This window comes from Methylophaga sulfidovorans (genome assembly GCF_900114205.1).
In the GTDB taxonomy this organism is placed as follows: Bacteria; Pseudomonadota; Gammaproteobacteria; order Nitrosococcales; family Methylophagaceae; genus Methylophaga; species Methylophaga sulfidovorans.
The window spans coordinates 40,832-55,059 of the sequence record NZ_FOSH01000005.1 but is presented as its reverse complement, the minus strand read 5'-3'; the positions used below and the strand labels follow the sequence as shown (position 1 = coordinate 55,059).

General features: G+C 42.1%; 12 protein-coding genes. All 12 read left to right on the top strand.

What is annotated here, in order from left to right; genetic code table 11:
- Positions 1 to 5 precede the first annotated feature (5 nt).
- The 12 genes from BM232_RS05255 (at position 6) to BM232_RS05200 (ending at position 14,122) form a co-directional block, all read left to right on the top strand.
- A complete protein-coding gene (locus BM232_RS05255; protein WP_091712140.1) occupies positions 6 to 1,130 on the top strand; it encodes an SDR family NAD(P)-dependent oxidoreductase in 1,125 nt (374 codons plus the stop codon).
- 23 nt (positions 1,131 to 1,153) lie between these two features.
- Positions 1,154 to 2,488, top strand: a complete 1,335-nt coding sequence (locus tag BM232_RS05250) for a radical SAM family protein (protein ID WP_091712139.1) — start codon at positions 1,154 to 1,156, stop codon at positions 2,486 to 2,488.
- Positions 2,489 to 2,491: 3 nt separating this feature from the next.
- The gene (locus tag BM232_RS05245; protein ID WP_091712137.1) at positions 2,492 to 3,652 is read left to right on the top strand and encodes an FkbM family methyltransferase; all 1,161 of its coding nucleotides are present in this window, start codon (positions 2,492 to 2,494) and stop codon (positions 3,650 to 3,652) included.
- Positions 3,649 to 4,290, top strand: a complete 642-nt coding sequence (locus BM232_RS05240) for an HAD family hydrolase (protein ID WP_091712135.1) — start codon at positions 3,649 to 3,651, stop codon at positions 4,288 to 4,290. The genes BM232_RS05245 and BM232_RS05240 overlap by 4 nt, the downstream gene beginning before the upstream one ends.
- A gap of 38 nt (positions 4,291 to 4,328) precedes the next feature.
- Positions 4,329 to 7,997, top strand: coding sequence for a glycosyltransferase (locus BM232_RS05235; RefSeq protein ID WP_091712133.1), 3,669 nt, complete (start codon positions 4,329 to 4,331; stop codon positions 7,995 to 7,997).
- Positions 7,998 to 8,113: 116 nt separating this feature from the next.
- Positions 8,114 to 8,908 carry a flagellin N-terminal helical domain-containing protein gene (locus BM232_RS05230; RefSeq protein ID WP_091712132.1) on the top strand — a complete coding sequence of 265 codons (795 nt, stop codon included), beginning with the start codon at positions 8,114 to 8,116 and terminating at the stop codon, positions 8,906 to 8,908.
- Between the two features lie 189 nt (positions 8,909 to 9,097).
- The gene (locus tag BM232_RS05225; RefSeq protein ID WP_091712130.1) at positions 9,098 to 9,889 is read left to right on the top strand and encodes a flagellin N-terminal helical domain-containing protein; all 792 of its coding nucleotides are present in this window, start codon (positions 9,098 to 9,100) and stop codon (positions 9,887 to 9,889) included.
- An 84-nt stretch (positions 9,890 to 9,973) separates the two neighbouring features.
- Positions 9,974 to 10,372, top strand: coding sequence for a flagellar protein FlaG (locus BM232_RS05220; RefSeq protein WP_091712129.1), 399 nt, complete (start codon positions 9,974 to 9,976; stop codon positions 10,370 to 10,372).
- Between the two features lie 52 nt (positions 10,373 to 10,424).
- Positions 10,425 to 11,783, top strand: coding sequence for a flagellar filament capping protein FliD (gene fliD, locus BM232_RS05215; protein WP_091712127.1), 1,359 nt, complete (start codon positions 10,425 to 10,427; stop codon positions 11,781 to 11,783).
- A gap of 31 nt (positions 11,784 to 11,814) precedes the next feature.
- Positions 11,815 to 12,213 carry a flagellar export chaperone FliS gene (gene fliS, locus BM232_RS05210; protein WP_091712126.1) on the top strand — a complete coding sequence of 133 codons (399 nt, stop codon included), beginning with the start codon at positions 11,815 to 11,817 and terminating at the stop codon, positions 12,211 to 12,213.
- A gap of 2 nt (positions 12,214 to 12,215) precedes the next feature.
- Entirely contained in the window at positions 12,216 to 12,518 is a 303-nt protein-coding gene (locus BM232_RS05205) for a flagellar protein FliT (protein ID WP_091712124.1), read from the top strand.
- A 122-nt stretch (positions 12,519 to 12,640) separates the two neighbouring features.
- Complete coding sequence (locus tag BM232_RS05200) at positions 12,641 to 14,122, top strand: sigma-54 dependent transcriptional regulator (RefSeq protein ID WP_091712123.1); 1,482 nt, start codon at positions 12,641 to 12,643, stop codon at positions 14,120 to 14,122.
- Positions 14,123 to 14,228 lie beyond the last annotated feature (106 nt).

The following is a 14,228-nucleotide window of genomic DNA, read 5'->3' as shown; positions in this document are numbered from 1 at the left end:
GAAACATGGCGACGGTTTCGGTAAACAGCGAGCTGGTCATCTTTGGGACGGGGGCTATGTTTGAAAGTTGCCTAAACCAGATTTTGTTAGTTTTTGGTCGCTTACCTGTTTATGTCATAGACAATGACGAAACAAAATGGGGTAAACATTTCTTGGGAATTGAATGTCGTTCCCCTGAATTTATTACAACAATGAAGAATCCTAGTGTTGTAATTATGGTGAAACGATATTCTCACATTGTTGAACAGCTTTTACATTTAGGCATCAAGCCTCAATCGATCTATACGCTCTTTTTTGATAGAGCATACGATGTGATCAGCCAAATTAAATCAGTTGATATTAGTTTTTCTGAAAATGTCGCATATGAGAAATCCGCCTCAACAAATAGGTTAAAGGGAAAGTATGCACTTATCACTGGGGCATCCAGAGGTATTGGTTTTACTATCGCTAAAACACTAGCCTTTTATGGTGTAAATATAATTGCTATTGCTCGCGCTAAACAGCATTGTGAAAAGCTGATTGAGGTCTGTTCTTCCTACCCAGTGGATATCCAGCCATACGGTGTAGATCTCATGGATAGTCAGGCTTTAAAGGTCTTTCTTGAGGAAGAGGTTGCCGACGTGGAGATTGATATTTTGGTGAACAGCGCTGGGGTAGCCCCTAAGGGATTATCGAATATCTGGAATCAGCAACAAGCTGACTATTTATCGGCCTATCAGGTTAATACCATCGCTCCTGTCCTTTTATCTTCTCATATCATTCCTAATATGATGAAGCGAGGATTTGGACGAGTCATTAATATCAGTTCAAATATACGTCATCGTCCGGCTGAAATGGCTTATGCATGCAGTAAAGCCGCTCTCGATAAATATGTATTTGACATGGCTCATGAGCTGCAAAATAGTGGGGTATTGATGTCTTGTTTTGATCCGGGCTGGGTGAGAACGGATATGGGTGGAGAAGCTGCGCCTAATGGTTTGGATTCAATAATGCCTGGTGCATTGATGCCGCTTTTACTGGATGATTATGTTCAAGGTCAATGGTTTTCTGCCGAAGACTATGTTGGCATGACTCTTGATGACGCTTGTAAGTATGCTTTTAAACGTTGTCGAAAAGCAGGTAGGGCGTAACAATATTAAGTGGAAATAAACTTATGAATGTTCAATCAATTAATCAAGCTCTGGAAAGCGTTCGATATACAGACACTGTCGATAGCTCTTTCTTTCAAATGTTGCGGTCTTTCAAGCAAATTGTTTTAAGAGGCGCAGGAGGATTTGGAAAAGAAATTGGACAAGCCCTGATTGAACGAGGCTTTGCAACGGATAACATTCTCTACTGGGATGTAAGAGCGGATGATTTAAAATCATTGAATGGCATTAGAGTGTCATATCCATTTTCTGAAGAATTACAGTGTGATGATGTTTTAATTATTCACTGCATTCCTAATGGTAGTTTGTCTGGTACCACCATCATGAGAGAGCTTCATGATAAAGGGTACACAAATGTTATTGATGGCATGGCCTTATTCGAGTCGGCTTTTTGTGACATGAGAGCTGAGGTGGGGTTTGACCCTAAAAATTGCTTGAATACCACAGCATGCAACTGGACAAACTGTGAACGTTTATTGGCGTTTTCTGAAAGAGATCGAGGCAATCCTAAGCTACAGCAATCATCGCAAAAACTGTCTTTTCAGGTAATGGACGTATTTTTAAGTTTCAAGTGCACTCTCGGATGTAAAGATTGTGGTGCATACATGAATGTTTATGCGGATAAAGGTTTAGATACGCATGTGCCTTACCAACAAATTAAACACGATATTGATGCTTTTTTTGATGTGATTGATACCGTCGCTTTCGTTTCTGTAATTGGTGGTGAGCCTTTTCTTCATCCTGATTTTCCCCAGATAATTGCTGACATATTGGAAAAAACGAATTTTGGTGTACTCGGCATCACAACAAGTGGTATTTGCAAAATATCTGATGAAGCGATTCAAGTACTAAAAAATAATAGGACTCGCGTTATCTTTTCCGATTACACACGGTCATTAACTTCTAAGCAAAAACAATTATTTCAGCAGAATGTTGAAAAAATAAAAACTAATGGTATTCATTACACAACAGGTGAGCCTGTCTGGGCCACTACACCATCATTGATGGAAAAAACTATCCCGACAGAGCAATTGGCATCTATGAAAGCGTCTTGTAATTCGACAAAGACCTGCCAAGCATTATTGAATGGTCGACTTTATCCTTGCAGTACCAGCCTTGCCGTGCATGAGCTCCATGCTGATGATTATCCAAGTGACTATATTTCGTTAGATAGCCCAAATTTACGACATGAAATAACAGCACTGCACAATAGACTCTACTATGAGAGTTGTGCTCGATGTAGCGATGGTGGCGCGCCTGTTGCTAAATCGGGAGTACAGGCAAAAGATGATCGCTTTGCCCACTTATTGGATAAAATTGCTATCGTATCGACTCCTTAACTTATGCCGGAAAAAAACAAACGCGACTATCGGGCTGAGCTAGAAGCGCTTTTTGAATACAAGCAGTATCCACCTGACAGCTTTAATCTTCAGGACACATTTTACGGGAAGAACATTGTTCTGTATGGAGCGGGCGTAAGCAGTATTTGGTTTTTTGAAATTATAAAAGATATATTCGGCTATGCGCCTTCACTTGTCTTAGATAAGCGCTTTGAGACACCGTCATTGTTTCACGATGTTCCGGCTAGAAGCCCTGATGAGTTTAACGTAGATGACACTGAAGCCAAACAAAGTGTGGTTGTGATATGTCATGGTAATCCTGTGGTTGCTGGTGAAATGACGCATGTTGCTACCAAGCTGGGATACACAGACATTATCCATCTAAGAGATATCTATCCAATACATAACCCGTTTTCTCAACCTGATTATGCCTTTGATGAGGGAATTGATTTTTTTCTAAAGAGAAAACGAGACATTTTATTGGCATTTGAACTCATGGAAGACCCAATGAGCCAAGAGGTTTTTTTAGCTTATCTATCGACACATATGCTCAGGAAGCCTGAAATTGTCCCTTCCAGACCAGAGCATGAACAGTATTTTCCAAGTGATATTGTGCTAAATAAGGGATATCGATCATTCGTTAATATTGGATCATATGACGGTGATGTTGTCCGTTCATTGCATGCTAACAAAGGTAAAGTCGATGAGATTGTTTGTTTAGAAGCCGATCCTGATATCTTCAAGAGACTTCACACTTACCTTGAATCTGCTTCTGGTCTTCTGGCACGCAATGTTGTTGCATTACCTTGTGCGGCTTATAGTAATGAACGAGTCGTTAATTACACCTCTGCAACAGGTCTTGGTTCAAGAATATCAGAACATGGAAGCTTAAAAGTACAAGCCATTTCTTTGGATCATGTACTACCAAACCTTGCTCCAACAATGATCAGCATGGACATAGAAGGAGCTGAGCCGGAAGCATTGAAAGGTGCTGAACGATTGATTGCAACCCACAGCCCTGATTTAGCGATTTGTGTATATCATTCTCCGGAACATGTTTGGCAAATTCCTCTTTATCTTGTTAGCTTGGATTTAGGGTATCGCTTTTATTTGAGAAACTACACTTCCTTTTGTACTGAGACAGTATTGTACGCAACATTATGAATATTATTTTTGACCTGGATGGCACTCTCATCGACTCCTCAGAAAGTATCTTATCTGCCTTATCTATGGCGCTTGAGGAGTACGCTATAAAACTCAATCAGCCCCTAACCACTCAATTAATTGGACCACCACTCAATGAGTTGTTAAAAATTCTCATACCGGAAAGTGAGCAAGCAAAGATCTCAGACATAACTGAAGCTTTCAAACAGAAATATGACACCTATGGCTACAAAGAAAGCCGTGTTTTTGAGCAAATAGACGATATGTTGTCGACGTTAATGTCTGCAGGGCATAGCCTATATATCTTGACGAACAAGCGTTTAAAGCCAACTGAGAAAATTATTGACTATCTCAATTGGGAACGTTATTTCCGTGCTGTGTATGCATTAGATGGCGTGTCTGGCATGAAAAATAAAGCCCAACTAATCAACTATGTAATTTCTCATCATGACATGGATAAACGCAATACCATCTACATCGGTGATACTGAGGCAGACATGAGAGCTGCTACTACAAACGCTATCGACTTTTTAATGGTAATGTGGGGATATGACTCTGACCCCAATGCTGAATATGATAAAGCTGAAACACCTCAAGCTTTACTCGAACTCATCAATATCAGAGCAAACCAATGCTAGGCTTATTCAAATTCCTCAGTTTGCGTAATAGGTGATTTATGACTGAGCGCAGTTTCTTTTCGAGCACTTCTCGCCCTTTTTATATCTACACGGGTAAAACTTCGACCAAGTCTGCCGGGATCAGGGCTTTGCGCTCCTTATGCCATGCTTTAAATGTATCAGGCATGGAGGCCTATGTGATGGAGGAGTGGCTTCAGACAGATGCGTTAAGAACACCTCTTCTCACACCAAAGGATGTATTAAGGCATCAGCAATTGGGATTAACCCCGATTATGGTTTATCCAGAAGTGGTTCATGGAAACCCTATGAATATGCCATTTGTCGCCAGATGGCTGCTTAATAAGCCTGGTGCTGTTGGTGGTGATGAGTCCTTTAATCCGGGAGAGGTCATGTTTGCCTATTCTTCGGATTTTATTCCCGAAGGTTTGACTCTTTACATATTGCATATTCCCTCAGTCAATCAAGCAATATTCAATAACAGGAATAATCCTGTTGATAAAAAACGAAATCAGAGTTGTTATTACGCCAACAAATATCTATTAAGTGGTGGTCAAGCCAATCAACACCCTAAAGATGCCGTCAGCTTGTGTCAGGATGTTTCTTTAACACCTGAGCAAATTGCTGAGACATTAAGGCAATCAGAAATACTCTACTGTTACGAACCCTCCGCGATCATTACTGAAGCTCGTTTATGCGGTTGCACTGTCGTGATGATTGAATCTGATTTTCTTACAGAAAAATATGATGCATCAGTGCAGGGACTGGGTATTGTTTCGTCAAAAGCTTCAGCAACCGAAGTTAAGGCGGCAAAAGCTGAATTAACGGCTTTTGCTGATGAATATACTGAGTACACTGAATCTTGTTGGCAGTTTATTGACACCTTCATTAACCATACACACGAACTCTTTCAGGAACGAGAACAAGATAATGGCAGTCGTCAGTGGGTAGAGCAGGTTTTGAGTTTTCTTTACCGTTCATCTTTGCGAAGCACGATGAACATCTCGCCACCTCAGACTCAAATAAGCTTTAACAATCGATGGTTAGTCAACAACGCCGTTAACGAAGATACTGTTTCGCGAATAGCGACAAGGATGGTATCTACTTGGACAGTCAATCCTAGCTTCCATTTGCTTATCTTGGTTAACGCTTCAGAATTGGAAGCCCTTTCCAACACGATTGAGTCACTTGAGCAACAGCTTTATCAAGCTTGGGGTTTGACTATCCTGAGTAATATCCCGGCCCCTGATGCTTTTTCCGCTGTGCCAGAGAATATTGAATGGGTTCAGATATCAGGGGAAAATATCAATCAAGACATTGAGCAAGTTGTCACAGCCGCTCAGCTTGACTGGATTATGCAATTAATCCCTGGAGATAAATTAGCCCCACATGCCTTATTGAGCTTTGCTGATACGATTAACTTAGAGACAAATGCACAGTTTATCTATAGTGATGAATTAGTCGATGAGTCAAAAGCTGATATCTGGTTCAAACCGGAGTTTAGCCTTGATTATTTAAGGGCTTATTCATATTTAGGGCGTTCATTTATTGTCATTAGAGAAGCCTTTGAACAGGTTGGTGGGTATTCGAATCTTGCTTACGTTCATGCCACAGATATGGCATTTAAGGTGTATGAGCAGTATCAGCAATCAGCTTTTTCTCATATCCCTGATGTCTTGCTCACCTCAACTCCATTAGACATCAATAAAGAGCTATTGGCCGAAAATGAATGGTTGACCCGCCATGCGCATCTAAACAGGTCCGGTATTTCTGCCACAATATCGAACCCCAAAAACAAGCCGCGATTCCAGACGGTCTACAGTACGAAAAATCAGCCCAAAGTCTCTATTATCGTTGCTCATCATAACTATGTTTCCTACCTTGCCCGATGTTTGGAAGAATTAGAGCTCAACACGACCTATATTAACTACGAAGTGGTCGTTGTAGATGTCATGAGTGATGTTGAAGATCTCGAGGATGTGTATGCTGAGGCGTCAGAAATGTGGGCGGAACGTTTCGTTTCAACACGTTTTGAACAGAAAAACTACTCCGCAGCTATTAACCATGGTGTGAACATCGCTAGTGGTGATTATATTGTTGTTATGTCCTGTTTTGCTATGGCTGTGAACGGCAATTGGCTAAATGAGATGATGCCATTGTTGGCCAGAGAGGATGTGGAGATTGTGGGGGCCCGTATCCTCGATGATGACAACAAGATTATTCATGCTGGAGGCGTTTTCGGTATCACGGATGATGTCAGTGGTCTATTCCAAGGGCTCGATATTACTGAACCGGGCTATATGGAGCGAGCGCACTGTATTCAGCCATATTCCTCAGTGTCATCAGCTTGTTTCGGGGTTGAAAAACAGACATTCATCAAGGTTGGTGGTTTGTGTGAAAACACATTTTCAGATACGCGTTATGCCGTGATGGATTTATGTCTCAATATCCAGCAGCAAGGTAAAAACGTTATATGGTCACCCTATGTCACCTTGTTTCAGGACAAAAAGCTGGCGGAGCAGTCAAATGGTGTGGCCAATTACAATCTTCCCAGAGAAGAATACCTCGTCGAAAAGTGGTCTGATTTGTTTACACACGATCCTTTCTATAATGACAACCTGAGTTTACGTTCCCGTTTTTTTGCACCTGAGGTAGATATTCAACGGCAGTGGGACCCACGATTTCATGATAAAACACGTGTAGTTGTATTTCCTATCAATGGTTCAGGTTCGGGTATCTACCGAATGATTGCACCAATGAAGGCTTTAGCTGAGCAAGGTAATGTTGAATTAACATGGATGCCATTTCATGAGTTTAAAGAGCAACCATTATTACCGACATTACACGAACTAATGCGGCTAGAGCCAGATGTGCTTTATGTGCAACAAATGTTGAGTGACGTGACCTATGAATTTTTAAAACAGGTCAAGCAGCAAACACAAATCAAAATTGTCTTTTCCTTAGACGACTTGGTCACCAACCTACCAAAGATGAGCGAGAGAAAAAAACTGGTTTTCCGGGATATGCGTTCAAGGCTCAGAAAAACACTCGTCTTATGTGACCATACAATCGTCTCTACCGAGCCATTAGCCGAGTTATGTCGTCAATATACTGATAATGTGACGGTTATTCCTAATAGGTTGGAGTCACAACGGTGGTTAAATCTATCCTCACCACAGAAAAAAGCACACCCAAAACCGCGAGTGGGTTGGGCGGGGGCAAATCAGCATGCGGGCGATCTGGCTTTAATGGCTCATGTTGTTGAATCATTGGCAGATAGAGTAGATTGGGTTTTTATGGGGATGTGTCCGCTTGAACTCAGGCCTTATGTCAAAGAGTTCCATCAATTTGTGTCGTTTAATCAATATCCCCAGGCTTTAGCCGGGCTTGATTTAGATTTGGCTCTCGCACCTCTAGAGGAACACCCTTTTAACGAAGCAAAAAGTAATTTACGTCTACTTGAATATGGCGTCATGGGCTGGCCTGTGATTGCCAGTGACATCTATCCATACCAGCAAGATAGCGCTCCTGTGACATTAATTCCAAATGATAAGGCTGTGTGGATAGAAACGATCCTTGCCGCTTTAGCCGAACCGGAGAAAATTGCCGCTCAAGGTCGGCAGCTTCAAAACTGGGTACGTCAAAAATTTATCCTTGAAGATCACTTGCAGGAGTGGTTGAAAGTGTTTAAGTCTAATAAAAACAAATAGTTAATGGTTTTTGCGGTGGCCGGCAAAAAAACTGGTACGCAAACTGCTTAACTCCCATCGAGTCTGGTAACCCTTTGTGGCTACAGGCAAATAATATTTGAAATGGGAGAATTCAAATGCCATTAATCGTAAATACTAACCTTGCGTCGCTTAATGCGCAGCGGAACTTAACAAAATCGCAAGGTGATTTGAACACTGCATTACAACGTTTATCTTCTGGTCTTCGTGTCAATAGCGCTAAAGATGATGCTGCTGGTTTATATACAGCTGAGCAAATGACTGCGGATATTCGTGGTGCTAATCAAGCGGCAAGAAATGCTGCTGACGGCATCTCATTTGCTCAGGTCGCAGAAGGGGCCTTGGCTGAAATCACTAACAACCTTCAACGTATTCGTGAAATAGCGGTACAGTCAGCTAACGGCACAGTCACAGATAGAAATGGTCTGCAAGCCGAGGTAACGCAGCTTGAATCAGAAAATGCCCGTATTATTGCAAGTACCCAGTTTAACGGTACTCAGGTCTTGGGTGGCGTCTCTTTGACATTCCAGGTTGGGGCTGATGCTGGGGATACTGTCACAGTGGCTGCTACTGCTGCTACCACAACCACCGCTAACGTTTCCACCTCTACAGGCGCTTCAACGGCACTGGGAACATTAGATACTGATATCAATAACCTAAGCCAACTGCGTGCGACCTTCGGTTCTATTCAAAACCGTTTTGAAGCAGTAATTTCTAACCTGCAAAGTTTAGCTGAAAACACCAGTGCTGCACGTAGCCGAATTATGGATGCGGATTTTGCTGAAGAAACGGCGAAATTAACACGCGCTCAGATTTTACAGCAAGCTGGTACATCTATTCTTGCTCAGGCTAACACCTTGCCACAGAACGCTTTATCGCTTCTTCAGGGCTAAGCTGAAAAAAGTAAAATGTGAACTGGGTCAGACTTTTGCAAAGTCTGGCCTTTTTTTTTGTAAATTGTCTTAAAGAAAATCTCACTCCCTGCCGCTAATGTTTTCGGAGGCGGTAAAAACTAGACAATTCATAGTTTGTCCGCCATGTATAAAGCGAGCATAGCTCGACCCTATGAGGGAGTAAATCTCATGGCATTAGTAGTCAACACAAACATTGCATCATTAAACGCACAACGTAACTTAAACAAATCACAAAGTATGTTGAATACTTCGTTACAGCGTTTATCTTCAGGTCTTCGTGTAAACAGCGCAAAAGATGATGCGGCGGGTCTTTACACTGCACAGCAAATGACAGCAGACATTCGTGGTGCAAACCAAGCACAACGTAACGCTGCGGATGGTATTTCACTTGCGCAGGTAGCAGAGGGTGCATTAGCTGAAATCAGTAACAACTTGCAACGTATTCGTGAAATCGCAGTACAGTCTGCTAACGGTACTGTAACTGACCGTACTGGTCTGCAAGCTGAGGTTACACAGCTTGAAGCAGAGAATACTCGTATCATTTCGAGCACAAAATTTAACGGCACTGCTGTACTGAGTGGTTTGTCTACTACTATTCAAGTGGGACAAGATAACGGTGATACAGTAGCTGTAAGTGCGAGCGCACTGTCTATCACAACAGCGGTGGTAAGTACTTCAACTGGTGCAAACTCTGCGTTGACATCATTAGACACTGATATCAATACAGTGAGTACTTTACGTGCCACATTCGGTGCGATCCAAAACCGTTTCGAAGCGGTTATTTCAAACCTAGCAAGCTTCAGTGAAAATACTACAGCTGCTCGTAGCCGTATCATTGATGCTGACTTCGCTGCTGAAACTGCTGCTTTAACCAAAGCGCAAATTCTGCAACAGGCTGGTGTATCCATCGTATCGCAAGCGAACGTTATTCCTCAGTCAGCATTATCACTGTTGGGATAATAACAAAAGGATGAAACGCATGGGCCTGGTGGGTAAACTACTCTCCAGGCTTTATGCCGTTTATATAAGATTAGGAGGAAGACAATGGCTAATAATGATCTGTTAGTGCAATCTGCCCTTCAATCAGTGCAAAACAATGTTACTAGTCAGTCTAAACCGGTTACTCAATCTGTTCAGACTGAGACTGTTACTGAATTATCTGTTCAATCTCAAGCTCTTCAGAAAGAAGCTGAGAAACAGAATAGCCAGCAGCAACAACGTGCAGACGATTTGCGTGATAAGGTGGCTCAACTTAACGATTATATGCAGAATATGAACCGTAACCTGCAATTTAGTGTCGATGATACCAGTGGGGATACGGTGATTAAAGTAATTGACGCAGAAACTGAAGAAGTGGTCAGGCAGATCCCTTCAGAAGAGATACTTGAAGCAAGACATGCTGCTGAAAAGTATCGCGGTATATTGCTAGAAACAAAGGCTTGATTGGCTCAAAACTTGCTGCAATTTTGCAATTAAGTTTAGGCGGAGAATTGACATGGCGACAATTTCATCATTAGGCGTAGGAACGGGACTCGATCTAGAGGGCATTGTTACAGGCTTGATGGATATAGAACGTCAACCGTTAAATAGGCTCAAAAGCAAAGAAAGCCTCATCAATGCACAGATCAGTGCTTATGGTTCGTTCAAAAGCAAACTTGATTCTTTTCAAACGGCCATGGCGTCCTTAGCGAGTGCATCCAGTTTTAAGGTGTTCCAAGCTAATTCACAAGATGAAGACTTATTCACGGCGACATCGACCAGTTCAGCATCGGCTGGTTCCTACAATATTGATGTCACCCAAGTTGCCAGTCGAGATAAGTTAGCGTCATCTGCATTTACCGATTACAACTCAGTAGTTGGTGAAGGCACACTGAGTATCAGTGTGGGAAGCGAGAGCTTTGATGTCGCGATAGACTCCAGTAATAGCTCCCTCGCAGGAATTCGTACCGCCATCAATAATGCTTCTGATAACACTGGCGTAACGGCATCAATCATTACAGATGATAGTGGTGCCAGATTGGTTCTCACATCAAACGAAACTGGCACTGAAAACGCCATCAGTGTGTCTGTGAGTGGTGATAGTGATGGTAATAATACCGATACATCAGGTTTATCATCCTTTGTTTATAGCTCTGGTGGTACACAAAACTTATCGTCCATCTCTACCGCAAAAGATGCGATTGTTAATATTGATGGCTTCACGACTACCAGTAGTTCAAACTCCATAGCTAACGCTATCGATGGGGTGACATTAAACGTAAAAGATGTGGGCAGTTCGACGTTAGAAATTACTCGTAACGATGAGGCTATCTTAGAGTCTGTTAATGAGTTTGCATCAGCCTATAATGCGCTGATGACAGAAATTAACTCTCAGCGTAAAGGCCAGTTAGAAGCGGATAGCACGCTGCTCACTATTGAACGCCAAGTCAGAGATGTCTTCAACTCGGGAGCCAGTATCACCGGCTCGAGTTTTAGTTATTTAGTTGAAGCAGGCATTTCTTTTGATAAAAATGGCGTGATGACGGTTAATGAAGATAAAGTCAATGAGGTGTTAAGTTCTGACTTTAACTCATTTGCGAATCTGTTTTCAGCTGAAGGTGAAGGCTTCGCTAACCGTTTAGAGTCTCTAGCTGATACTTGGTTACAAACAGATGGACTGATTGACTCAAGAGAAGAAGGGCTCAATTCGCGTTTAAAAAGAATGGATTCGCAAAAAGAGCAAATGGAATCACGTCTTGAAATGACGGAAACACGTTTACGAGCTCAGTATGCAGCCATGGATACCTTGGTGAGCAGTTTACAATCACAGGGCAATTATTTGATTTCGCAACTATCCGCGATGAACTCAAATTAAGTAGAATGATCCCTATATTAAGGATTGGAGTATGCAGGTAATGGTGAATAAAAAAGCGATGGAAGGGTATGGCCGTGGTGCCATAGAGTCAGAAGTCAATTATGCCTCTCCCTATCGAATTATTCAGATGCTGATGGAAGGTGCGCTTGCTCGCGTCGCCACTGCAAAAGGCTGTATTGCCCGTAATGAAATTGCTGAAAAAGGTCATCAAATTTCTTGGTGTATCCGTATCATAGATGGTTTAAAAACCAGTTTGGATGCTGAGAAAGGTGGCGAAATTGCCGAGAACCTGGATTCATTATATGACTATATTACTCGCCGCTTACTCGAAGCGAATGTGAGTAACGATGTCGCTATATTAGACGAAGTCACTAAACTTCTTGAAGAAATAAAAGCTGGGTGGGATGGGATTCCCCCTGAGTTTCACTAGTTGTGTCTGAGATAACACGTTTAAAACAGGTATTAAGATTAACTGAGGACATGAGTTCTGCAGTCAATGCTGGCAAATGGAGTGATGTCTCCACTTTGACAAAGCTACGAGCAGATTTAATGGAAAGTATCTTTCCTCTTGATAGTCATGTTGACCAGTCAGAAGCGCGTCCATTAATAGAACAAATTGTGACGTTAAATCAAAATGTTGAACAACGTTGTCGTGATGCAAGACAAACGATCCAAACCGAGTTAGGCCAGTTTAATAAAAACAAAAAAGTGGCAGCAGCCTACCAATCTAACTAGTACGTCACATCTTGCTTAAATTTAACCCGTCATAATTTTGACAATGTCTGCCAGAAAATGCTTAACTCCAGTTATTCAAGGCTTATCGCCAGTTCAAAACCCAGTGAAGAGATGGAGTGAGTATGAGTGTAAATAATGTATTGGTCGTGGAAAGTGATATTGACCGATGCGAGATGTTAAGCACACTCATTGAGTTTATAAATTGTCAGCCGGTGGTGATTTCAGAATCAGACCTTTGGTTTGAGCATGTTGAAAACCTTGATGACGTGGTGATGGCCATTGTGGGTGACTGCGGCGGACAAAATCAAACTAAGCAGTTACTTCGAGAACTGGTTAATCACGACTCACGGGTTCCCGTCTTTGTTCTTGAATCTCCATCTGGCGAAGCATTAGACTTTCCAGGCACCATTGGTTCTATTCGTTACCCCATCAAGTACCCTCAACTCAGTAATGCATTACAGCAGGCGACCATCTATCGGGGGATGACGGCTGAACCCAGCACACCCAATAACTTATTTCGGTCACTGGTAGGAAATAGTCGGCTCATTAAGAATGTGCAGCGGATGATTGATCAGGTCTCTGACTCAGAAGCCAATGTGCTCATTCTGGGCGAGTCAGGAACTGGTAAAGAAGTCGTTGCTCGTAACTTACACCACTTTTCATCCAGAAGAGATAAACCCTTTGTGCCAGTCAATTGTGGGGCCATTCCAGGAGAGTTACTGGAAAGTGAGTTATTTGGTCACGAAAAAGGTGCTTTTACCGGGGCGATAACGGCCAGAAAAGGACGTTTTGAAATGGCTGAAGGTGGCACATTATTTCTGGATGAAATAGGCGATATGCCACTGCCAATGCAGGTCAAACTGTTACGTGTACTCCAAGAAAGAACCTATGAAAAAGTAGGCAGTAATAAAACACAAACAGCCAATGTTCGTGTGATTGCCGCCACGCATCGTAACCTTGAAGAACATATTGCTGATGGTCGGTTCCGTGAAGATTTATTTTACCGACTGAATGTCTTTCCTATTGAAATGCCAGCATTAAGGGACAGACCAGAAGATATTCCGCTGCTGATTCATGAATTGATTAAACGTATTGAGCATGAAAACAGAGGCACTATTCGACTCACCCCAGCAGCGATTACCTCATTATGCCGTTACCCATGGCCTGGAAATGTACGTGAATTAGCGAATGTGGTCGAACGATTAGTGATTCTTTATCCATACGGCACGGTCGATTTTGATGATCTTCCAGAAAAGTATCAGCTAGAAGGTGATGAATTACCTGAAGAAATTACCAGCATCATTGCCGCTGGCCCACAGCAAGAAGCTTCAAGGAATCTACCTGAGGCATCGCCAGAGATTAAACCCTTGCCAGAAACATCCTCTGATCCAGTTAATTCAACCTCTAGCCCAGAAGATATGGTGTTGCCAGAAGAGGGTATTGATCTGAAAGAACATCTTGCCAATCTTGAATATCTATTGATAAAACAAGCGATAGATGATGCTGAGGGCGTGGTTGCTCATGCAGCGAATAAACTGAAAATGCGTAGAACAACGCTAGTAGAGAAAATGCGTAAATACGGGATTCAACGCGATACTGAATAATCGAAGAAGCAACGTCGATCTTTTGACGTTTTCTATTTAAGTTTTTGATAAATAATAGTTTATGTTTTGGGCATGGTAATTGCTCAGGCTCTAATACAATGCAATA